Genomic DNA, 20,703 nt, shown 5'->3' with positions numbered 1-20,703 from the left:
TTCCCTTTCGGTATTGTATTCCTCGCACCGTCGGTCATTGATTCTTTGAGAATTTTATAATGGCGGTAAAATTCTCAAATTTTAGATACAAAAAAATCACGCTGACGGGGTGAATAATACCGTTGAACATAAGGCTTTTGAGACCTTGAAAACATACTAATAAAAATCCCCTTGGGTGTCAAGGGGCTTATATTTATTTTATTGCTTATTTACATATTGAGGTAATAAAAGATCAAGCATATCTTGCATTTGATTTTGTGCTTTATTACCTTCAAAAGGCATTTTATTTACTTGCCCCATAGCCATTTGAGTTTCGCTCCAAGCATTTACCCAAACTTTAGAACCATTTCCTTTTTTTGATACTGAAAATCTTAATTTATTTTGTGGAGTAGTTGAGTAGGCATTACCTATAGCAAGCTGAGTAAAGAATCCTTGAGCTCCTTCAGCTTCTTTTGCGCAAACTACATAGTTTTTATTTTGTTCTTCAACAACAAATCCTTTGTCATTGCAATATTCAGTGATTCCATTAATAACCTGATCTACAGTTTTGTTTGGAAATTCAGTCTCAGGTTTTCCTGAAGATGTTTGTTTTTTTAACGGTTCTTGAGCACACCCTACCAATAATGCGCAAGCTAACCCAGTTAATAATAATTTTTTCATGCAACCTCCTCTGAAAATATGGTCGGTTGCATTTTATTTTGAAAACATCAAAAAAACTTTGAACAAGATCACAAAATAGAAAATTCGCCTAAAATTAGGCGAACATTCCACCTGCTCTAAAATTGCTTTGTAGCATTTTTCCAATCTCTATATTAAAATTCATTCAATTGATGTCCTCTTAGGTACAATAAGGGGAAAATAGAAAACCCCGAAGTGCTGCAAACGCTTCGGGGTTTGTTATATTTGTGATGTTAGTAAATTTTCATCAATCACTAGATTCAAGTTAATTTGAATTTTATCTTCAAGCATTTTCATTTTTTGGTTGAGGTTCGGTTTTTTACCTTTCCAGCGATTCAACCCTTTACCACAATAACTGGCAAATTCTTCTTCCATTTTTTTATGGAGACAAATTTGTTGGTATTCTTGCAGAAGTTGATAGCCTGTTTTGTTTGCTTGAGCAAGCAAATAATCGAACGCCTCAATAAATGCCACCTTTAATCGGTCAGCTTTTTGCCCATTGAAACCCATTACTAAGAACATAAATCCGTTTTTAGTAACTTCATACATTGGTTTTTGGCGATTCCACTTATCTTTGTAATAGGTGGACGCAAAATTGCGTTCACCAAATTCAGAAGGTAAATTTAAATTCTTAATCGCTCGTAGCACTTCCGTGTGACGTTTACCAAACACGCTAGCAATAGTTAATGTGTTAGTTACAATTTTGTCGCCTTTTACTTGAACAAATTGGTTGAAATTCTCAATTTTTTGCAAGTTCATTTTTGCTCCTATTAAATTTATGGCAATAAAAAACCCCGAACATCACAAATGTTCAGGGTTATGTTTTGGGTATTTTATTAGCTCAATATTCCGCCAGCTCTACGCTGTTTTACCAGTACTTCCAACACTTTGGCTTCAATGGTTTTGCCAAGCTGTTTGGCTTGCTCGGTGGTATCGGTTTGGCTTTCGGTGTTGCCGTTTTGGTCAATGTTGATATTGATGCTCACTTGGTTGCTGCTTGCACCGCTTGACGATACATTCGGCATTGGCACGTTTGGCACCGCAACTCCGCCACCACTGGCAAAACCACGTGTGCCGTAGTTGAGGTAATCCAAATAGCCTTTGCCAAGCCGTGCCGTTGCCTCTTTAGTAATCACATATTCGCCACGATGGACAATACCAGCAGGGGTATATTTGCCGCCATCACCTGTATAGCCACCTGTTGCCCACGTGCCCATTCCATAAGTAGCGTTACCATTAACTTCTGTACCACCTACTAAACCGCCTCCAGAAAAGCCTCCGAATGCCGCTTTTACTGCATTTAAGATCATCATCTTAATAATCATCTTGGAAATATCCGACAAAATAGAAACGGTGAGGCTGCGGAAATCGGCTTTACCTGTCATCACAAAATTGGTGAGTTGGTCAGCCATTCCGTCAAAGGCTTGTGTAGTGATGTTCGCCACTTGTTCCATCGTATTACCTGCCGTTTTTGCCCATTCTTCCCAACCTTGGCGAATCCCATTCATTGGGTTGCTTTTGTCGGCTGTGCCTTTCCATTTTTCATATTCGGCATCCGCACGAGCTTCGTTGGCTTGGCTATTGTTAATAATGCCACGTTGTTCCAGTTCTGCAATTTCAGCCAATTTTTGGCGATACTCCTCCATCACTGCCACCACAGGTACATATTTTGCACCAAGATTTTGACGTGCGCGGGCAGCTTGTTCGGTGGTAAGCGTGCCATCTTTTTCCAATTGTTCTAAATCTTTCAATTGGGTTTTAATTTTTTCTCGATAGGCAATTTCAGGAATATACTGCCCTGCCAATTCCATTCGTTGTTTGCCATATTGCTCGGCAATTAGCGCTCGGGCTTTTTCAGCTTCGGCTTGGTTAACTACCCCGTGTGAAAGGTGTTTTCCTAACTCACGGAAGGCGACATCTTGCTCATACTTGATTTTCTCCCACGCAGAGGCGTTGGCATTGACTAAGTCATCGTAGTATTTATCCCAATCGTTGCGGTAATCTTCGCTTGATTTGGTTTTTCCTTTTTTACTGCCTTTTGAAAATCCCTCTTGAGCTTGCCGTTGGTATTTTTCAAAGTCTGAGGCTTTTACCGCTTCTAAATCTTTCCCTTGTAAGTCTTTATAACGACCGCTTAATTCCGCTCGTTCTACTTCAAGTTCGGCAATACGTTTTTTATCATTACCTTTTTTAGCTGCAGATAACTCCCCTTCAATTTGATTAAGGCGAATCATTTTCTGGGCAGTTTCGCCTAGTTGTCCACCACTGACATTGTTTAGATTAGCTACTGCTACCGCTGCTTGAATTGCACCTGTTGCAATAGAGCCGATAGCACCTGCAAATTTCAACGCCTCAATGGTTGCTTGCGGTAAAGTGACGGTTAAGTTACCAATGGACACATTCAAGCCATCAACCTTGATTTGTGATTGTTCCACTTGTGGAAAGAGGGCTGAAAATTGTTCTTTGAGTTCGGCTACAGGCTCGTGAGCTTTAAGATCTCTTTGCCATTCAAGTGTTTTATTGAGTTTGTTTTCAGCCTCTTCAAGCTCTGCCGTTTTCAATGCTAATTCATCATTGGCTTTTGCCATTTCTTCAGCGGTCTTATATGTCACAAAGCCTGTTGCCATACTGTCTGCGATATTTACCGCTGATTGCGCCTCAGCTTCAAGGTTTTTATATTCCTCTTTAAGCTTCGCTACTGCCTCTTCTTGTTCGTGAATAGACTGTTTAACCTTAACCATTTCCGCAGCTACTTGAACCGCAGACATTTTTTCAAGGTTAGCACGCACTTGTTCGATAGCATCGGCATAAGCTAAGGCTTTCTCTCTGGCTTGTTCAGCTTCTTGGTGCCAGTTGTATAAAACCATTACACCAGCAGAAACTAATCCCATTGCAATTCCCCAAGGTCCGCCAAAGGCATTAAGCAAACCAAGCCCCGCTCGTTTGGCGATATTTGCTTGGTTTTGTGCGGTTTCAAGGGCTTTAATCGCCAAGGTTTGTTGTTGAACAAGTGCCGTTTCTCGTTGCGTTTGAATATGAAGTTCTCTCGCAATAATGCTCCGTTGTTGTTCGGTACGAGCTAAATTCATTTGTGCTTGAAGATTTGCAATATAAGCTTGTGTTGCTCTAAGTTCTTGGGCAACTTCTTGTGATCTTGCTTGTGTTTTAAATAGAATTTTTTGTGCTTGTTCTGCGGTAGTTTTTACATCTTGAACTTTGGCATTCACTAGCTGCCAAGTTTGAGCGGTAAATACTTGCAGTTTCATTCCAGCAAATGCCGTACCAGCATAGAGTAAAAGGGGAATTAAATTATTTAAATTTTGGGCTAGGGTATTGATACCTGCTGCCGCCAAACTTGATACACCAGTTGTTTTATCAACTTCGCCAATAAATTTTTCGGTTGCAGTTGTCAAATTCTGCATTGCATTGCTAACAGTTGTCGCTGTTTTGCCATAGAGCTCATCAACCGATGCTTTTGATTTTTCTAGGGCTTGAATCATCTTGTCAGAAGTCAGTTTGCCATCATCTGACATATGCTTTAATTCACCCATTGTTACGCCCAAACCTCGTGCGATTGCCTGCATTACCGCTGGTGTTTGGGTCATAATCGAGTTGTATTCTTGAGCTCGCATTTTGCCCATTAGCAAAGTCTGGCTAAATTGGGTAAGGGCATTTTGAGCTTCTGACGCACTTGCACCTGAAATAGCTACCGCTTTTGAGATGGTTTCGGTAACACTCGCCACCTGTTGCTGATTGATACCTAACTCTTTTGCATTTTGGGAAAAAGAAGAATAGATGGCAGAAACCGCCTGCGTAGATTGAGCGGTTTTCATCGAAATATCATATACCGCTGACATTGCTTGGGCGTGCTGAATTTCATCATCAGTAACCAGCTTCAATTTATTAGAAAGCTCGGTGCTTTTATCTGTAATTTGGATAAAACTACTTGCTAATGCTTGAACACGCTCAAAGTTATTAAAACCGCGCAATATAACTAGAGCTAAAAAAGCGAGATATTTTTAGTATCTCGCTTTTTTCATATTCTGTAACAGCATTACAAATTTTAGGTTAGTATGCTATTACGTCTAGTGGGTCAGTATCAGCTATTTCAAACGAAAAACTATCGATATTGTTTTCATTCAAATCAGATAGGTAATTTTTCAAAATTGAAATTACTTCTTCTTTCGACCCTTCTTCTATTTGCCCTTTCGTTAATACATTAGAAGATCGAACTCTCCCATCTAAAATGGTTAGCCTAATTTCCCATTTGTCAAAAAAGACCCAATCTTCTTGTTTTTCATTGAGAGAGTGCTTCCATCGAGATAATTTTGCATTACGAACTTTATTAAAAGTTGTTTCGGTTGAATCATCTAAACAGTTATGGAATGCCAAATGTATTGCGTTTCCTGAAGATGCCATAAATTGCCTCATTTTAAAAACATAAACAATAATTTCCTCACACATAAAAATGTGTTTAGATATTAGATGTGGTTATAATCTAGAATTTCAATGGTGTTAGAATTTATAGATCATATTATCTTCATATTTCCCCGAATAACTCGCCGATGCATTTACCACAATTCTTTTCACACCGTCAAAAACCTGCCAATTATCCACCTTATCTTCTTGTATATACTCAATAAACCGCACAAACTCCGATTTTGTTGAGCTGAAGAAAATATAAGGTGGTCGGGTGATATTGACCAGTCGCAAAAAGTCAATCAAGTCAAAATACGTAGCTTGCTTGTAACTTTCTTGTCTGGTGCAGAGATAAGGCGGATCTAACACAAACAACGCTTTGGGATTATCCGCAAATTTCGGTAGCAACGTATGGAATGACTCCCGCACAATTTCTACACCATCCAAATAACCATCCGCCTTTGGATAATCTGACTGGCGAATACAATGCTAAAAATCACACTGGAACAAGTCCTCAAGAGTTGCAACTTGCTGTCCGCTAAATAGTAACCAGCTAGCCAAGCAGTTTAAGTCTTTGTAACCCTCGAAATCTTGAATGATTCTGACGCATTCTGCCCTGCAATCCTTCGTCATTCGTTTGTTTTTTGGCGTAGCGTTACTAACTGCGGAGTAAAGCTCGGCTCGTAACTTGTTAATATCATCAATATGCACTAATCGTTCGGCGTAGCCGTCAAAATCGTTGTAGATTACTCGCGCTTTCGGTTTGATGTGTTTAGCTGCATGGCTTAATAATCCTGAACCACCGAAGGTATCAATAATCGTCCAGCCTTCGCCATCACCTTCAATGTTTTCATTTAGCACCGTTGCAAAGTGCTTTAGAAACATTCTCTTTTGTCCAACAAACGGTAGCGGTGCTTGTTTAAACATAGTACGCTCCGTTTGTTTGTTTGTTTGTTTGTTTGTTTGTTTGTTTGTTTGTTTGTTTGTTTGTTTGTTTGTCATTATTATCCCTTAATAAACATTGCAGCCAACTGATTCGGGCTAAATCGCCAACCTTCTTCACTCCCATGAATCGCATTAAAACACCATTCAGAACAAAAATACTTGCTGCGTTTTTGCTTAATGCTCAACACAATGCCAAGCGCACCCCACCAATCATAAGCCTTGCCAGAAGTGCGGTTAAAATAAGCTTTAATTTGCTCCTCGGTGACCTCGTTAAGGGGGATTAAATCCCATTTGGTGTTATCGGATACATCAATTTGTTTGCAACGCACGCCGCCATCTTGCACGCTGGATGAGTAGCAATCGAACACGGTTTGATGTTCGTAATGATGCCCGTTGGTAAATTCAATGCGTTCCACGGCGATTTCACAGTGGGAGTATTTGCCCTTCGTGAAAAAGCGAGTAGCTCGGTCGGCAAGGGCTTTGAATGGTTCTTTTCTCCAATCACGTTTGTGTTTGTATAACGCCAAATAAATTGCCATAAGCTACTCCGTAAAAGTCGTCGTCCAGCCGTCTGAAAAATCGTAATTGAGCGGATTTTCCACCTGTTCCATTAAATGCTTGTGGCGTTCTGCGTTGGCAAAATCCGCTTGCTCATCGGCAATCAGTTGCAAGGAAAGCTCGTCCAAAATAGCTTTATTAAATGGAACAAACGCATTCTCCATAGTTTTCCATTGCATATTGGGCGGCAGCTGCTCAAGCGTTCGCATAAAGGTGTATTGCTGACGGCTTTCATCGTTAGAATGAAACCATTTACCAATCGACCGTACAAACACACCTCCGCGTAAGTTGTCGTGGCGTTTTTGTTTAATACGTTCCCACATTTCGGCTTGTTGTTGGGATTTGATTTCGGCAATTTTCGCTTCATCTTTCACCCATTCTGTGCCATTCCACTTGCACGGTTCAGCAAGAGGCTCAAGCACAGTTAAATTATCAGGCAATTCACCCAGTGCAGTATGTTCTACTTTTTCGCCTGTTTCCTTGCTGTAATAGGTGCCTCGATGGTCGGCTTGATATTGCCAACTGTTATCTGCTCGCACAATGACAAAGCCTTGTTTCGGTTGTGGCGGTGCATCTAAATAACTGCCTGCGGAAAGACTGCCACCTTCGCTGACAAATTCGGTGGTGCTGTGGCTGTAAATACCTTGGTTGTCAGTGCAATACACGGTGATTTCGCCACTAGTTTCGGCAAAGCCGTCTTGATTAAATGTTACGGTCATGTTGTACTCCTTATTCGGCTAAGCAGATGTAGTGGAAAGCGATGTTTCGGGGGCGTGTTTCATTTGCACTGCTAACAACTCGTTCTGAATCGAAATTCACTATACTTACATTTGAACCACGCCCAGATGGAGATGCTAAACTCCCAAAGTCCCAAGCTCCCCCTTGTTCATTTCGAAATGCTCCAGTTGTTTGTACAATAAGATCTCTTCGTCTTGTACCGTCTTGTTCTTGTACTGCTCTAATAGAAAAGGCTGCTGTAATTTTTTGCATTGCAAAATCTTGTGTCGACAACAACGCCCGCCCAGCATCCACACCACGCCCATTATCCAAACCACGGATAAATTCACCGCGCATGTCTGGCAGTTGCCCTGACGGATATTTCTGTGCTAATTTTGGATAGCGACGAGTATCAAACCGCTGTCCGTTCATGGCTAAGCAACCTGTTGGGACGGTAGAGAGCGGATAAGGGATAGGGATACCAATAAATAAATCATGTAAGGCATTAAAATCAGCGGCATTCGCTTTTTTCCCAATTTCCGCAAGCAAAGTTGCTTTTAAATTTGCATCACCAGCTAATGCACGTGCCAATTCTTCCAACGTGTCTAATGCTGCTGGGGCAGAACCCACCAATGCGGCAATTGCGGTTTTCACAAATTCTGTCGTCGCAATTTGGGTGTTGTTGGTGTTTTGGTTGGCAGTAGGAGCGGTGGGTACGCCAGTGAACGCTGGGCTGGCTTTGGGAGCGTAGCCAGTGCGATCTTGGTTGATGGTATCTACTTGGTCTTTTAGCCAATTCGTTCTCGCCCCTAGTTCTTTGGCTTGGCGATTATCAATGCCGTCTGGTCCTCCCATTACAGGGTCGGATGTTTCCAATTGATAGATGCTTTCCACCCATTGTCGGGTTAAGGTTAAATTTGCCATTTTGTTTCCTTTTTGAGTTAAGCTGTGCCACGATTAAATCTGCCGTTACGCATTGCCATACCGTTGTGCCGAAGTGCTGCTTGACGGTAGTCTAAGCTCGCTAACACACAACGAGCAGGAGCAAAAACACGCAAGGTTTTTCGCAGTAAATCGGCTTGGTCGTTAGTAATGGTTTGTTGCAGAATCACACGGTAATGCGCCCATTTGGAGCGGTCGCCGTGGTAGTAAGTTCCATCTCGGATAAATGAGCCGTCGCGACGTTTGTCAAACAAGCCTTCAATAATCTCCACCTCGCCAAAACCTAGTTGGCGAATAATTTCTCGCATTGCCCACGGTGTGCCTTTGTAGCGGTGCAGCTCGACCGCGCGTTTAATCAGCTTGCGTTTGGCTTCTACACTTTCGGCAAGCAACCAGCCGTCATAACCTGTTACACTCCATTTTTCGGCAAGCAGTTCTAAAAACTCGGTCGGGACTAAATCCACGAAACTGGTCATAATTTGTGATTTATCCAGTCGGTTTAATCGCTTGCCAAGGTCGGCAAGTGCGGTCAGTTTTGGCGATATTTCAATGATTGACGGATATTGCAACTTAGCCATCTTTTCGCCCTGCGTTGATGTTTATTGTGATGCTTTCACATTCTGCCCATTGTTCAGGCGTGAGCTCAGTAAGTTGTGGGCTTGCCAAATGCACGTTATACACGCCTGCGACTTTCAGTACGCTTTGAATATCGAGAGGTACGATGTCCAGCCCCAATTTTTGCGTGCGTGATGAAAGATAGGTTCGCAAAGCGGTTTCGGCTTTGGCTTTCACTTCATTTTCGGCGACGGTAGCGAGCAAATCTAAGTTAGCAACCACACGATAGCTTTTGCGTTCAGGCGCAGCCACAATCACGGTATCGCACAGCGGTCGGCGTTTTTCGCCACTGATGTAATGGCGAATTTTCTCCTGTAAAATTGCTGACGGTAGTCCGTGCTTGGTAAGCACCGTGACTTTGACCGTGCCACCTTGAGGGGTGGAAATCGCCACATCAGAAATCACTTGCGACACGCTACGAGTGTGATATTCGTAAGCGGCAACTGAACCGCAAGTGGTAAAGGCTTCAGGCGCAAGCAAAATCCGCTTGCGGTAGTCATCATCGCTTTCAGTGTCGATACCATTTGCAGACACATCAATATTGGAGGCGGTTACATCGGCTGGCAGTTTGCTTTTGAGCGTTTTTACTTGCCCGATTTGCCAGCCGTTGCCACTTTCACCTGTGGTTTGGCAAATCGCCGTTACATCCACATATTGCTCAGTCGGGTTAATTCGCACTTCGGTTTGCGTAGCGAATAATAGGCTGCCGGTTGCACCAACCAGCGTGCCTTGTGGAATAACAATAGCGGAATGCGAACCACTCACGCTAAAACGCAAAGTGACTTCGGCAGCTTGGTCTGATAATCGATAACAGCCCATCGGTTCGCCGCATAAATCCAAAGCTAGCCCGGTGGCGAATTGCGGAAAGGTTTGCAAAAAAGCGTGGTTAATGCCTTGTCGCACCAGCATTTCTCGGTAAGCATAAGATTGAATAATAGAGCGTTCAATATGGGCAGGTTGCAATGTCTTACTTGTGCGTTGTTCGTAGTCGGCAATGGCGTCCGCTAAAATTTGCTTAATATCATCGGAGACAATTTTCACATCTTCTTTTCTCATTGCGCCACCTGTGTCTGATAAAGTTCCCGATATACATCGTCCACTAAAGTCCAGAAAATCAACAATTCAAAATGCGGAGCTTGTCCGCTGATTTGCACACTTTCGACTTCTATGCGGTTTTCCCATCGTTGTAGGGCAAGCGTGATTTCACGCACCATATTCGGCAGGGCGACATCTTCGGGCTGGTCAATATATTGAAAATGATCCGAGCCAAATTCAGGGCGAAGAATATCCGTGCCTTTGAGGGTATTGAGAATGTTAGCAATGCACTGATGAATATCATCAATGCCTTGCACCGCCTGCTCGTTAAGATTCGGTGCAAGTTGCCAGTGGGTTGAGTGTATCGGATTTGTATTCATAGCCTTGATGATACAAGGCTATTTTTTGGGGAGCTTTTAAACTGATTTAAAGAAAAGTGCGGTCAAAGATTCTAAGATTTTGACGGAGAAGTGAGCTTACCATCGCCTTGTTCAAGGTGTTTATGATTTTTCAGCGAAATACCATCTGCGATCACATCGCCACCGTTCACATTGATATTGCCGTTGTTCACTTCCACTTCGCAATCATTGACGATAACTTTACCGCTGGTATGAATGGTTAAATCGCCCGATTTACGGTCGTGGGCAATAGTTGTGCCGTTTTTAAATTTTTTGAACCAAATGTCGCCATCTTGCACTGGCGTTCTGTCTTGCTCGTTATAAATTGCCCCCAACACGCAACCACCTTCGCCACGTGCATCAAGTAAAATCGCCACCAATTCTCCCACGTCAGGCAAGCAGTAAAACTGGTTTCCGCCTGCGTTTGGCGTGAGGAAAGAGAGCCACGCAGTTTCTAAATCTTCCAATGCGGGAATTTTACACCGCACTTTGTGGCTTTTCGGGTCGATTGCCGACACAATGCCTTCTTGATAGGTCGCACCAAAATTATGAGTTTGCATTCGTCATCTCCATGCCTAAAGTCATCAAATCATCGGGGATAAATTCCAACATTCGCACCTCGATGCTGGTGGTGTAGCCCTGTTTATTAAAGGTGTGGCGTGATTGTTTGATTAAGTATTTGCCCGAAAATATGCCCAAATTTTTAAGCATAATGGTTGAACCTGCCACCAGTTTGGGGTTGCCAATCAGGGTAATATCGCCTGCACTTTGGTCTTCGTTTTGCTCACTTAATGCTGCATCGCCTCTGGCATCAATCTGTTCTTGGCTTTCGCCACGTGTCGTGATTTTGAGCGTATCGCCACTTGCTGCCTGTGCCTGTTTCATTTTCGGGCGAAGTGTGGTGGCTTTTTTGCTTTTTTTCAGCACTTTTTTACCGCTTGTGTCAAAGCCCTTGATTTCCACTTGCTTTGCTGTGTCTTTAATCCGATCTCGAAGTCGCAAGCTAATACATTCGCTTTCATCGAGTACGACTACGGGTTCGCTTTGCCCGAGTTCATCTTTATCGGTAAACACCAGTTGATTGCCCACAATCTTGAAACTGTGATGATACTCACGGGCAAGGCGGGCAAGAAATTCCACATCACGCTCTTGATATTGGGTGATGCGTTGAATGGGAATGTGGCGAATTTTGCCCACCACTTTGAGTTTCAAGCGATTTGCCACCGCTGCCACCACTTGGGCAAGCGTGGTGTTCTCGTAGGCTTTTGGTTTAAGCGTGCGGTTAGCTTTGCTAATGCCAGTGGATAAGGCTCGCAAGGTAATGCTAGACGGGTGATAGCTGTATTCCACCTCATCAATCTCAAATGCCCCAATTTCAACTAACGGCTCGCCCTGATAGCCAATCGCCGCCTTGAGTTTGTCGCCCTGTGTCGGAAACCACTGGCGAATCCATTTGCCACTGATGTCTTCAAAGGATACAGAAAGCTCGTCCGATTGTCCTTCCAAATAGTCGGTGTAAGTCAATTCCAGCAAAGACGGCTCAATCTCTGCCGTGATATTGGTTTTCTCGTAAAAAAGCGAAAAATCGGGCGTTTGGACTTTACTCATTATTTCCTCTTAACCACGGCGGTAAATTTTCGTTTTGGGTCGGCTTTACATTGAGCACTGGAATAAGCACGGTCGCCCCAGTAGGCAACGCTTCGCAAAAGTTAATTTGTGGGTTAGCTTCGATGATGCGAGCATATTCCAGTGCGTCGCCATAGTAATAATAAGCGAGGTTATCCCAGCGTTCCCCTTGTTTGACGGTATGTTTAAGTACGGTTTGGGTCATTCAAAATCTCCACGTCTTCATCTTCACGCAATACAATCCAAGCGGTCATTTTTGCCACTGAATTTGCGGAATTATCCAGCCGCTCATTGATTTCAGTTAAAGCATTATCGGCAGGCGTGAACCAGTTATTCCATTCGCTATCAGCAGACGCCCGACTGAAACTCTGTTTCATTATTTGCAAATCATCATATACCGCAGACACATCACGGCTAAATTCTCTAATAGCAGGCAGATACTGGCGAACGCCCTCGAAAGCGGATTGCATACCGACCAGTTCGCCAAAACCACCCAAGGCGTTGTCTAAATTGGCAAGGGTGCTGGGCAAATAGGCAAGAGCGGAAGCAGGGTCGTGTGCCAACTGGCGAACTACTGCAACGGTGTTACGAACTTCGTCCACCGCACGTTTGCCTTGCTGATACAATTCCACGCCACGGCTAACCGCACTTTTCACCGTTGAAAGCGTATTGGTTAAACCTTTCGGCAAAATCGAACCGAGCAAAGATTTTCCATCCACATTTAATGCCGCACCAAGCAAGCCCGCTTGCCCATTGCCGACAAACTCTTTCAAGCTGATATTCATCTCGCGCGCTAAGGCATTACCTTTGCCGTCGGTAAATAGTGTGGTCGATGAAATATCAGTGATCACAAAATTGCCTTTGTATTTTGAACCCCACATTAAGGCAAGAGCGTCTTGCTTGGCTTTTGCCGAAAGTAGCGACTGATAGCGACTTTCCACACCGCCGATTTTGTGGTGCAGGCGAATCGCAAAGGATAAATCTGTCAGCTTTTCGCCCATGGCTTGCAGTTTTGGCTTGCCTTTGAGCACCGCGTGTTCGGCAAAATCCGCAGAATGAGTTTCAGAAAAATCGGTCAGATTGACAGGCTCAAAGGCGATATTGCCTAACATAAAATACATTAGTAAGCTCTCCGTCTATATTGATCATTTTCACGATTGACTGTATCAATAATTAAACGTTTAAGTTCGGTTAAAGTCATATTTAGCCCCTGTTGAAGGTCATTTAAAATATCATCTTTGCCTTGATTTCCATTAAGTTGAATAGTCGGGCTAAAATGCACTACAATACCACCGCTATTTTGCGTCGTTTCATTATGAGCCACGGCGTTTCTGTTTAGTGGTTGATAATCGCGAAAGATTGACGAATTTTGACCGCTTTCAGGATTAAAATCAGGTGTGCGGTAATCCGCAGGCTGATTGATACCCAAAAGATTCCCCACAAAATTCGCCCCAAACTTCGCCCCAAATTTAATATCGTCCCACAGTGTGCCTAAAAAGCCTTTTTTCTCGTTTAACAGCGGTTTAAAGGCGGTTTCAACGCTATTTAAAACAGGCTCAAATTTCACCGCACTTGAGAGATTTTTGCTAGCTTCCGTGGCGAGTGGCTGGGCGTTATTCATACCGATTGCCAAGCCTTCCACCACGTTTACACCGTAGCCCTTAAACACTCGGCTTGGCGAGTGAATGCCAAGTTTTTCTGCAAACCAGCCTTTAATGCCATCGCCTAAATCGGAGACGATTTGTTTTGCTCCTTCCCACGCATTGCGAATACCATTGACTAAACCGTCAATCATATTCTTGCCGAAATCGGTAAATTTAGCTGGCACATCAATACCAAACCACGACAACACGGTAGAAAATACTTGCTGGAATAAACCAAGCGGCGACCAGTTCAGAATGGTTGCGGTGATGTTGCCAATGCCAGTTCCAAAGAAAGTAGTAATGTTTGCCCATACTTCCGAGCAATAATTGCTGATACCCGTCCAAGCGGAAGAAAAAATACCTGATACAGCAGCCCATTTTTCACTAAACCAGGTGGAGATCGGCTCCCAGTATTGGTAGATTAAGAATGCACCAACGGCAATACCTGTGATCAATAATCCTATCGGTGTAGTAAGTAATGCTCGACCGACAAATAAGATCCCTTTGCCTGCTAACATTAAGCCTTTAAATAAAGCACCTGCCAAAAGTTGCCCTAATCTTGCTGCGAATACCGCCGTTTTACCAATAAAGCTAATCAAATTGGTTACTAAAGCCCGACCAACAAATAAAATACCTTTACCTGCAATCATTAGACCTTTGAATAATACTCCTGCTAAAGTTTGCCCCAATCTAGCAACAAACATCACACTCCTAATGGTATAACCAATTAAATAACCAATGCCGACTAATAGTTTATTGAATGTGAAAAGCAGTGATTTACCAACTATTCCACCTAAGAATAAAAATGCTTTAGACACAAAAGTTAAAACAGGCGATAAAAGTTTGAAAATACCAAATGTTTTTTTAGCCACAGCCCAAAATGGCAAGATTGCTGCCAATGTTAAACTTAGAGTTGATTTGAGTGCGATAATGCCGCCAACTAAACTAATCAATGCACCACCGAATTGTAACCCCCATTCTACATAAGTTGGATTTTTGGCGATCCAATCAGAAAAACTATGCACTAAAGGTTTAACCGCATTGACTACATTATTGATAATAGGTAATAAAGAAGAACCAAGTGTAATGCCAATTTCATTAAATCCGTTTTTTAGTAATTGAAGATTGTTTTCAGTTGTTGCACTACGAGCAGTAAACTCCTTTTCCATTGACCCTAGATATTTAGGTTTGCCGTTTTCATCGGTGTCTTGCAAGGTTTTAATGCTTTTTTCAAGCAAATCTACATTACCTGCAATCGAAGACACATCGTCCGCATATTCTTTACCAAATAAATCAACCAATACGCCTGTTCGTTTGGCTTTTGGTAATTTTTCGACACGTTTTAAGAAATCAACAATCGCTCCTTGTCCATCTTTGGCAATGTTCTTTTTCAGTTGTTTGGCAGAAATACCCACTTCTTTTAGTGCTGCTTGGAATTTTTTGCCACCTTTGTCTGCGGTATTAAGTGAAGTCAGCATTCCATTGATTGCGGTACTTGCTACTTCTGGCGATTTACCTAATGAAATAAAGGTATTAGCTAAAGCAGCTGCGGCATTTTCAGTTAAACCAAAATCTTTAGATACACCAGCAATACGCCCCAGCGTGTTTACAATATCAGATGCTTTAGCAGGCGAACTATTCGACAATTCATTGATAGCGTCTCCTAAGTCGCCAATTTTACTGATCGGGATTTTGTACACATTGGCAAGTTTTGCCATTGAGTCGCCACTTTGTTCTGCTGACATATCAAAGGCGACCGACATTTTTGCTATGGTTGTAGTAAATTCTTTCAAATCTTGTTCTGCGACACCTAATTGACCACCTGAAGCAGTAATTGCAGCAAGCTCTTCTGCGGTCATCGGTAACGTTCGAGTAAGCTCTAGAATGTCCTTTGAAAGATTTTTGAAGCCTTCAGGAGTTTTAAAATCAACAACTTTTTTCACATCAGCCATTGCACTTTCAAATTTAATTGCAGGCTGTGCCATTGATGTAATCGATGTGCCAACAGCAGTTGCCATAGACCCAAGCGACATAAAACCTTTTACAGCATTAAGACCAAGTGATCCCATTCTGGCTTTTATTCCTTGAGTTTGGTCTCTAAAGATCTTAAACTCATTTCTCAAGCTCTTAATGCCAGCTATCGCACCGCCGACAGAAGCACCGATCACTAAACTAATTGCAAGATTTGATGACATTGTTTATAGTGTCCTTATCAAGAAAGGGGGTAAATATGAAAAGCAAAACATCTGAATTTGATTTCATTGAAAGCGCAGTTGTGCTGTTTGCTGTTATTGGCTTTGCCTACACGCTTTATTCATTTTTATCATTTGCTTGGAATGATTTAAGTGGCTTGCAAATTGCTTTAGCCATATTTGCTTGGGTGATCCTTTGGGAAATTATTGGAGCAGGTTTTATCTTCTTTTATCGAATTTTTACTGGTAGATTAGTCATTTTGCAAAAATTGAGTAATCTACTTTCAAAACCATAATAACAAAGCCGCTTAAATAGCGGCTTTCGTGTAATTGGCTTTTATCTGCCGTTGGGCTTGAGTGAGCCACCGTTCAATATCATCAAGCGTCATTTCTTCCAAATCAGAATGGGAAAACCCAAACCAAAACGCCAAGTCTGCTAAGGCTGCGTCGAGTGTGGCGAGTTCAACTTTCCCTTTTGCATTTTTTCGACCACCTCTGCCGCACGTTTGAAGTCGGCAATATCCAACTCATCTAAATCTTCAGGCACTAAACCTGTCACGATTGAAAGCAGGCTAATACTTTGCTCAATATCTGTGCTACCTTTCATCTTGCGAATATCTTTTGCTTTTGGACGGCGAATTTTTAACTCGGTGATGGTTTTACCTTCTCCATCTTGAATAGGGAAATCAAGGGCGACAATAACGTCAGACATAAAAAACTCCTTTGTGAGTATGTTGTTTAACTTTCACAAAGGAGTTTACTTAAATGGGGTTTAAACGGCTTTTAAACTGATTTAAAGAAATTTATTGCCCAATGTTAGTGCGGTATTTTTGCAACACATCTTGACCGTTTACGCAGTAGATATTGGCAAGCACATCCACAAACAGAATTTCTTTACCTGCCAGCGTTTGCTTGATAGACATAATTTGGAAGCTGTCGGAATGTTCGGTCGCCTCTTTGTTTTTCAGGCTGCCCCCCGTGGTTTTGTTAAATGCCACGTTCATAATAGTGACAAGGGCTTCTTCCGCAGCCAAGCCACGAGAATCAAATACCTGCACATTAGAACGTGCCATCAGTTGCACGTTTTTATAAGGATTATAGGCGTTTACTCGCACTTCAGGATAGAAACTATCCCAAATCACTTCGCCTTCCATTACATTTAACCCTGCAGGCAGTTTGATTGTGCCGTGTAGCCCCAAGCCTTTGTGTTCAATAAACTCGAACTCGATGTCAGGCAATTTAAACTCTTTGGCTTTACCAAGTAGCGAGTTGCCGTTCATATACACATTGGCGTTCACAATCTGATGAATTGCGGTACTCATAATTTTCTCCTTCTAGCGTTGTGACACCAAGTTCACTAAGTATTTACGGGTCATTACCGATTTATTGCTGATAAGCTCGGCAGGCAATTTCGGCGTGTATTCATACATCAACGGCACGTGACCTTTGCTAAATTCATCCACCAAGTCGGTATCGTAGTCAAGGCTGACGCGATAACCTACGATTGACGGCAAGGCTCGCAAATAGGTGTCCACCGTTTCCAATAAACTGTCAATCAACGCATCATCAATCGGGCGGTCAATAAATTGCAACTCGGTGCGACGGATAGACTCATCAATCAAATCCCCCGTGCGCAACGCCGTTTCAAAATTGATGATATGGGTTACTGTTGGATAGTTTGACGAGCGGTTACCCCACAAGCGGAAACCTGTGCCAAAGCTATTGAAAATCGTGGTAATACCCACCGCGTTAAGCAGGTTGGTTTCTGATTGTTCATCGTCCACGCGAGCAGTCAATGGCACTTCCATTCCAATCACGCCTTGCAACTGACGGTTTGAAGTGGAGAACCAGTAGCCGTTGTCGGTATCGGTTTTCATCCGCAAGCCTGCCGCGTGCACCGCTAAACTTTCTAATGTGTTGCTTGAACCCAACGTATAGGGATAGAAATGTCGCACACGTTCAGAACTTGCGGAGGCATTCAATACACCAATCGGGCCGCGAGCTTGAATCGCTTTTGAAAGTGGTGTGCCTTTCGGCAATTGCACATAAGCCACTGCTTTTAACTGTTCAGCTAATGTTGAAAGAGCCGCTGCACAGCTTGCCGTTTTGTCAAACTCTGGGCAGATTAAAATTTTGGCATCCGCACCGTATAAATTGAAACCGTCACGCACCAATTCCAAGCCTTTGCGTTTGCCGGTAGCAGCGTCAATACCGCCTTTGATGTCCGCTTCGGTCACTTTTTCAGGATCAGCATAAGCGTAAGTCGCTTTTAACCCTTCGTGGCGTGTAGTAAAGGTAATTTCACCTGTTTGCAAGTTTACGCTGTAATCAGTGCCTTCTTGCAAGGTTTGGCTAGATGATTGAATGCTGATGTTCAATAAGCCTGCTTTCGCTGTTTTTGCCATTAAGGTGGAGCTGTCTTGCGTTAAGACTTCGTCTGTAATGTCAGTTTTGTGTTTTTTCGGATCTAACACATTGACCACATACACCTTACCTGCGGCATAGCGTGCCAATACATCAAAAGTATCAGGCAGGGTAAAGCCTTGGTTTAAAATCACACCAAATTGGGCAAAATCTTTGGTGGTTTGGCACACGGTCAATTCATTGACTGCGCCGATAGGTGCAGTCCCTACGATGCCAATAATTGCACCGTCCACCGTTTCCACCGCGACAGAACCGCCTGCCACGCGTGTTGTTTTCGTTCCGTGATGAAACGCCATAATGTTCTCCTTATGGTTCTTTGCGGCGGTAACGTGCCGCGGTAAATTTTGGTAAATTTTGCGGCTGGTGTGCTTCCACCTGCCACGTTTCGGTTTGAATAATCAGTTGGTATTGCCACAGCCCATTGTCTTCGCCTGCAAACTCTTCGCTAATTAAATGACAAGCGGTGCAATTGGTCGGCTTAAATCCCACAATCGCCAGCCGTAACTGGTCTAGCATTTCCAACGCCCCTGTATCATCGTGCTGACTGCGGGCAATCACCGTGAGGGCAATCAGCACTTTGCGGCGTTGTTGGATAATGTCGGTGCTATTAAGGCTTTCAAATTTTGACCCAGCATACTGCACCAACACCGCACCGAATGGGTCGAGCAGGTTATAGTGTTCAAGGTCATCAGGGAACAGTTCGATGCTGAAACTCGTGGTCTTCTGTTCGATATGGTCTCTGATGCTTTGCAAAATGGGGAAAGTGGCACTCATTGATGCTCTCCTTAATAGCCCGACAAATCCAATTTCTGTGGCGCACTGGCTTTAAACTTTAAAGCGGACGGCAAGTTGTCATCTTCTGCCATTCCGACTTCCAGCAAGCCCAAATGCAATTTGCCATCGGCAATACGTTCTAAATCTTTTAACGCTTGGGCGTGCGCATCTTTCACATTGGGCGGAAAGCCTTTGCCATCGGGACGGCGTGAATAAAGCCAGTAGCGAGCCAGCTGCAAGCAGATGTTGCGCACCAAGGTTGGCACTTGATTTAACGGCAACAGATAACGGGCGCGTAAATAGCCGTCCACAGTTTCAGTGGCGTATTCGCACGCTTTGGCGATTACAGCTTGATTGACTTCTGTCGCTCTGCTGTTATCTGTTGAAAGTTGTCTTAACGTGATTTCGTCCATCACGTCCGTTAAATCTTGTGCCTGAATGTACATTATTCTTTGCCTTCGTCTTTATTGTTTTTATTCGCTTTTTCTGCTTCTTTACGGGCTTTTTCTTCTGCCGCTAAACGAGCCTTTTCTTCCGCTGCTAAGCGTGCTTTTTCAGCTTCCGCTTCAGCCTGTTTACGTTTTTCGTCTTCGGCTTCGTCGAGTTTCACATAAAGCGAGATTTGGGCGTATTCTTCATCGGTTAATTCGATTTTTGCACCTTGCTCATAACGGTTGCCGTTATGCAGAATTGCCATTGTGCCGATGACAACGTAAAGTTTTTTGTTCATTGGTTTTTCTCCGTTTTGCCGTGGGTGAACCACCCACGGTTAGGCATAATTCAACCCCGTTGGGGTTGGGTTAAATACAACCTTTGATTAAGTAACCCGCAGAGTTACCCACGATGTAAGGTTTGTTGATGTCGGTAGTACGCACGATTTCAACTTTGCCACCTACTTCGGTGTAGGTGTCCACATATAAACCGCCTTTGCGACGCACGGTGTAGCCGTATGACGGTTCATAGATGTTTTGTTTTTGTTCTTTGGATTTCGGCGCAACGTAAGCCAGCACAATCGCTTTTGACCAGATGTCTTTTAATTCGCCGCTTTCTTCGTGTACCGCTTCGCCAATCACCACGTGTTCCACTTTGATAAGTTTGGCAAAGTCTTCAGGCGTTAAAACAGCAGTCGCCACGTATTTGATTTTTTCTAAAACTTTCGGGTGTTCGCTTAACACTTCCCACACGTCGCCGGAAATCGCGCACACGTTCGGTTTACGACCTGTCGTGCGTTTAATCGCACGAATACCAGTTTTAATCACGCCAATCGGATCAGATTTTGGATCAGTAAATTGAGAAGAACCGCTTAAAGTGATTTTGTTCGCCGTGTCGTAGTTGGCTTCATTGAGTGCCAAATCCGCACAGGCTTTTTCACGCCCCAATGCAATCACATCTTGGGTTACGCCTGTGGCATAACGGCGCAATGGATATACCCCTTCGGTTTCATTGACTTCGCGGATGTCGATTGGGTATTCGATGTCGTTTTCTTCTAAAACAACGGTCAATGAGCCAATGTCTTCGGGTGTTAAACGATTAGAAGCCGCACGAAGTTCACGTTTGGTGGTTTGTAAGCGGAAGGCTAAACGACCGAATGTCGGAATTTTGCCGCCTTCTTTTTGGGTTTCAGCGATTGGGAACAGCACTTCTGAAATCATATTGCTGTTGTAATAGCCTTGCGCGAGTTCGGTTAATACCGGATCAACCACGCGTTGTTTTGCTAAATCAGTCATTCACTTGCTC

General features: G+C 43.3%; 24 protein-coding genes and 1 pseudogene. 1 reads left to right on the top strand and 24 read right to left on the bottom strand.

All coding sequences use genetic code 11. The annotated features are described in order from the left end of the window. Window positions 1–198: 198 nt before the first annotated feature. The 16 genes and pseudogenes from DPV92_RS09920 to DPV92_RS03150 all read right to left on the bottom strand — a co-directional run bounded on the left by DPV92_RS09920 (window position 199) and on the right by DPV92_RS03150 (window position 15,771). Window positions 199–660, bottom strand: coding sequence for a hypothetical protein (locus DPV92_RS09920; RefSeq protein WP_204628476.1), 462 nt, complete (start codon window positions 658–660; stop codon window positions 199–201). Window positions 661–897: 237 nt separating this feature from the next. Continuing rightward, the gene (locus DPV92_RS03220; protein WP_111353657.1) at window positions 898–1,437 is read right to left on the bottom strand and encodes a Rha family transcriptional regulator; all 540 of its coding nucleotides are present in this window, start codon (window positions 1,435–1,437) and stop codon (window positions 898–900) included. Between the two features lie 77 nt (window positions 1,438–1,514). Then, window positions 1,515–4,667 (bottom strand): phage tail tape measure protein, encoded by a 3,153-nt coding sequence (locus tag DPV92_RS03215; protein ID WP_111353656.1) that lies wholly within the window; start codon window positions 4,665–4,667, stop codon window positions 1,515–1,517. A 79-nt stretch (window positions 4,668–4,746) separates the two neighbouring features. Next, window positions 4,747–5,097 carry a hypothetical protein gene (locus DPV92_RS03210; RefSeq protein WP_115180396.1) on the bottom strand — a complete coding sequence of 117 codons (351 nt, stop codon included), beginning with the start codon at window positions 5,095–5,097 and terminating at the stop codon, window positions 4,747–4,749. 96 nt (window positions 5,098–5,193) lie between these two features. After that, window positions 5,194–6,024 (bottom strand): annotated as a pseudogene (locus DPV92_RS03205) (hypothetical protein). Between the two features lie 77 nt (window positions 6,025–6,101). Further along, window positions 6,102–6,581: an enoyl-CoA hydratase gene (locus tag DPV92_RS03200; protein WP_111353654.1), complete on the bottom strand. Its 480-nt coding sequence runs from the start codon at window positions 6,579–6,581 to the stop codon at window positions 6,102–6,104. Between the two features lie 3 nt (window positions 6,582–6,584). Beyond that, window positions 6,585–7,319: a DUF4376 domain-containing protein gene (locus DPV92_RS09915; protein ID WP_111353653.1), complete on the bottom strand. Its 735-nt coding sequence runs from the start codon at window positions 7,317–7,319 to the stop codon at window positions 6,585–6,587. A 10-nt stretch (window positions 7,320–7,329) separates the two neighbouring features. Then, window positions 7,330–8,241, bottom strand: coding sequence for a phage tail protein (locus DPV92_RS03190; RefSeq protein WP_111353652.1), 912 nt, complete (start codon window positions 8,239–8,241; stop codon window positions 7,330–7,332). A gap of 17 nt (window positions 8,242–8,258) precedes the next feature. After that, window positions 8,259–8,837, bottom strand: coding sequence for a phage tail protein (locus DPV92_RS03185; RefSeq protein WP_111353651.1), 579 nt, complete (start codon window positions 8,835–8,837; stop codon window positions 8,259–8,261). Continuing rightward, complete coding sequence (locus DPV92_RS03180) at window positions 8,830–9,930, bottom strand: baseplate assembly protein (protein WP_111353650.1); 1,101 nt, start codon at window positions 9,928–9,930, stop codon at window positions 8,830–8,832. Before DPV92_RS03180 ends, DPV92_RS03185 begins: the two co-directional genes overlap by 8 nt. After that, window positions 9,927–10,289 carry a GPW/gp25 family protein gene (locus tag DPV92_RS03175; RefSeq protein ID WP_111353649.1) on the bottom strand — a complete coding sequence of 121 codons (363 nt, stop codon included), beginning with the start codon at window positions 10,287–10,289 and terminating at the stop codon, window positions 9,927–9,929. Before DPV92_RS03175 ends, DPV92_RS03180 begins: the two co-directional genes overlap by 4 nt. Before the next feature lie 71 nt (window positions 10,290–10,360). Further along, window positions 10,361–10,867: a phage baseplate assembly protein V gene (locus DPV92_RS03170; RefSeq protein WP_111353648.1), complete on the bottom strand. Its 507-nt coding sequence runs from the start codon at window positions 10,865–10,867 to the stop codon at window positions 10,361–10,363. Beyond that, on the bottom strand, window positions 10,854–11,915 hold the full coding sequence (locus tag DPV92_RS03165; protein WP_111353647.1) for a phage late control D family protein: 1,062 nt from the start codon (window positions 11,913–11,915) through the stop codon (window positions 10,854–10,856). Before DPV92_RS03165 ends, DPV92_RS03170 begins: the two co-directional genes overlap by 14 nt. Continuing rightward, entirely contained in the window at window positions 11,908–12,138 is a 231-nt protein-coding gene (locus tag DPV92_RS03160; RefSeq protein WP_111353646.1) for a tail protein X, read from the bottom strand. The genes DPV92_RS03165 and DPV92_RS03160 overlap by 8 nt, the downstream gene beginning before the upstream one ends. Then, window positions 12,119–13,054, bottom strand: a complete 936-nt coding sequence (locus tag DPV92_RS03155) for a phage tail protein (protein ID WP_111353645.1) — start codon at window positions 13,052–13,054, stop codon at window positions 12,119–12,121. Before DPV92_RS03155 ends, DPV92_RS03160 begins: the two co-directional genes overlap by 20 nt. Beyond that, window positions 13,054–15,771: a phage tail tape measure protein gene (locus DPV92_RS03150; protein WP_111353644.1), complete on the bottom strand. Its 2,718-nt coding sequence runs from the start codon at window positions 15,769–15,771 to the stop codon at window positions 13,054–13,056. The genes DPV92_RS03155 and DPV92_RS03150 overlap by 1 nt, the downstream gene beginning before the upstream one ends. 35 nt (window positions 15,772–15,806) lie before the next feature. Between DPV92_RS03150 and DPV92_RS03145 the strand changes: the two genes are divergently transcribed. Next, a complete protein-coding gene (locus tag DPV92_RS03145; protein ID WP_111353643.1) occupies window positions 15,807–16,064 on the top strand; it encodes a hypothetical protein in 258 nt (85 codons plus the stop codon). Between the two features lie 12 nt (window positions 16,065–16,076). On the opposite strand, the gene DPV92_RS03140 is transcribed toward DPV92_RS03145, so the two are convergent. From DPV92_RS03140 to DPV92_RS03105, 8 genes are all read right to left on the bottom strand, one after another. Continuing rightward, a complete protein-coding gene (locus tag DPV92_RS03140; RefSeq protein WP_225791957.1) occupies window positions 16,077–16,157 on the bottom strand; it encodes a hypothetical protein in 81 nt (26 codons plus the stop codon). A 47-nt stretch (window positions 16,158–16,204) separates the two neighbouring features. After that, the gene (locus DPV92_RS03135) at window positions 16,205–16,480 is read right to left on the bottom strand and encodes a phage tail assembly protein (RefSeq protein ID WP_111353641.1); all 276 of its coding nucleotides are present in this window, start codon (window positions 16,478–16,480) and stop codon (window positions 16,205–16,207) included. 91 nt (window positions 16,481–16,571) lie between these two features. Then, window positions 16,572–17,090 carry a phage major tail tube protein gene (locus DPV92_RS03130; protein ID WP_111353640.1) on the bottom strand — a complete coding sequence of 173 codons (519 nt, stop codon included), beginning with the start codon at window positions 17,088–17,090 and terminating at the stop codon, window positions 16,572–16,574. Between the two features lie 12 nt (window positions 17,091–17,102). Then, window positions 17,103–18,488 (bottom strand): phage tail sheath family protein, encoded by a 1,386-nt coding sequence (locus tag DPV92_RS03125; protein WP_111353639.1) that lies wholly within the window; start codon window positions 18,486–18,488, stop codon window positions 17,103–17,105. A gap of 10 nt (window positions 18,489–18,498) precedes the next feature. After that, a complete protein-coding gene (locus tag DPV92_RS03120; RefSeq protein ID WP_111353638.1) occupies window positions 18,499–18,966 on the bottom strand; it encodes a Gp37 family protein in 468 nt (155 codons plus the stop codon). Between the two features lie 11 nt (window positions 18,967–18,977). Continuing rightward, on the bottom strand, window positions 18,978–19,412 hold the full coding sequence (locus DPV92_RS03115; protein WP_111353637.1) for a gp436 family protein: 435 nt from the start codon (window positions 19,410–19,412) through the stop codon (window positions 18,978–18,980). Continuing rightward, window positions 19,412–19,696: a hypothetical protein gene (locus tag DPV92_RS03110; RefSeq protein WP_111353636.1), complete on the bottom strand. Its 285-nt coding sequence runs from the start codon at window positions 19,694–19,696 to the stop codon at window positions 19,412–19,414. Before DPV92_RS03110 ends, DPV92_RS03115 begins: the two co-directional genes overlap by 1 nt. Window positions 19,697–19,766: 70 nt before the next feature. Then, window positions 19,767–20,693 (bottom strand): hypothetical protein, encoded by a 927-nt coding sequence (locus DPV92_RS03105; RefSeq protein WP_111353635.1) that lies wholly within the window; start codon window positions 20,691–20,693, stop codon window positions 19,767–19,769. Window positions 20,694–20,703: the final 10 nt, after the last annotated feature.

The sequence above is a fragment of the Pseudohaemophilus paraphrohaemolyticus genome (assembly GCF_003253115.1).
GTDB classification, from domain to species: Bacteria; Pseudomonadota; Gammaproteobacteria; order Enterobacterales; family Pasteurellaceae; genus Haemophilus_A; species Haemophilus_A paraphrohaemolyticus_A.
Note: the sequence above shows the minus strand (reverse complement) of the source record. Positions and strands in the feature narration are given on the sequence as shown.

Coding starts and splice junctions, on each gene's coding strand:
- DPV92_RS03130 (WP_111353640.1), bottom strand. CDS start 17,090: ATGAGTACCGCAATTCATCAGATTGTGAACGCCAATGTGTATATGAAC.
- DPV92_RS03115 (WP_111353637.1), bottom strand. CDS start 19,412: ATGTACATTCAGGCACAAGATTTAACGGACGTGATGGACGAAATCACG.
- DPV92_RS09920 (WP_204628476.1), bottom strand. CDS start 660: ATGAAAAAATTATTATTAACTGGGTTAGCTTGCGCATTATTGGTAGGG.
- DPV92_RS03175 (WP_111353649.1), bottom strand. CDS start 10,289: ATGAATACAAATCCGATACACTCAACCCACTGGCAACTTGCACCGAAT.
- DPV92_RS03120 (WP_111353638.1), bottom strand. CDS start 18,966: ATGAGTGCCACTTTCCCCATTTTGCAAAGCATCAGAGACCATATCGAA.
- DPV92_RS03165 (WP_111353647.1), bottom strand. CDS start 11,915: ATGAGTAAAGTCCAAACGCCCGATTTTTCGCTTTTTTACGAGAAAACC.
- DPV92_RS03210 (WP_115180396.1), bottom strand. CDS start 5,097: ATGGCATCTTCAGGAAACGCAATACATTTGGCATTCCATAACTGTTTA.
- DPV92_RS03145 (WP_111353643.1), top strand. CDS start 15,807: ATGAAAAGCAAAACATCTGAATTTGATTTCATTGAAAGCGCAGTTGTG.
- DPV92_RS03140 (WP_225791957.1), bottom strand. CDS start 16,157: ATGACGCTTGATGATATTGAACGGTGGCTCACTCAAGCCCAACGGCAG.
- DPV92_RS03155 (WP_111353645.1), bottom strand. CDS start 13,054: ATGTATTTTATGTTAGGCAATATCGCCTTTGAGCCTGTCAATCTGACC.
- DPV92_RS03135 (WP_111353641.1), bottom strand. CDS start 16,480: ATGTCTGACGTTATTGTCGCCCTTGATTTCCCTATTCAAGATGGAGAA.
- DPV92_RS03170 (WP_111353648.1), bottom strand. CDS start 10,867: ATGCAAACTCATAATTTTGGTGCGACCTATCAAGAAGGCATTGTGTCG.
- DPV92_RS03105 (WP_111353635.1), bottom strand. CDS start 20,693: ATGACTGATTTAGCAAAACAACGCGTGGTTGATCCGGTATTAACCGAA.
- DPV92_RS03110 (WP_111353636.1), bottom strand. CDS start 19,696: ATGAACAAAAAACTTTACGTTGTCATCGGCACAATGGCAATTCTGCAT.
- DPV92_RS03190 (WP_111353652.1), bottom strand. CDS start 8,241: ATGGCAAATTTAACCTTAACCCGACAATGGGTGGAAAGCATCTATCAA.
- DPV92_RS03150 (WP_111353644.1), bottom strand. CDS start 15,771: ATGTCATCAAATCTTGCAATTAGTTTAGTGATCGGTGCTTCTGTCGGC.
- DPV92_RS03220 (WP_111353657.1), bottom strand. CDS start 1,437: ATGAACTTGCAAAAAATTGAGAATTTCAACCAATTTGTTCAAGTAAAA.
- DPV92_RS09915 (WP_111353653.1), bottom strand. CDS start 7,319: ATGACCGTAACATTTAATCAAGACGGCTTTGCCGAAACTAGTGGCGAA.
- DPV92_RS03180 (WP_111353650.1), bottom strand. CDS start 9,930: ATGAGAAAAGAAGATGTGAAAATTGTCTCCGATGATATTAAGCAAATT.
- DPV92_RS03200 (WP_111353654.1), bottom strand. CDS start 6,581: ATGGCAATTTATTTGGCGTTATACAAACACAAACGTGATTGGAGAAAA.
- DPV92_RS03185 (WP_111353651.1), bottom strand. CDS start 8,837: ATGGCTAAGTTGCAATATCCGTCAATCATTGAAATATCGCCAAAACTG.
- DPV92_RS03125 (WP_111353639.1), bottom strand. CDS start 18,488: ATGGCGTTTCATCACGGAACGAAAACAACACGCGTGGCAGGCGGTTCT.
- DPV92_RS03160 (WP_111353646.1), bottom strand. CDS start 12,138: ATGACCCAAACCGTACTTAAACATACCGTCAAACAAGGGGAACGCTGG.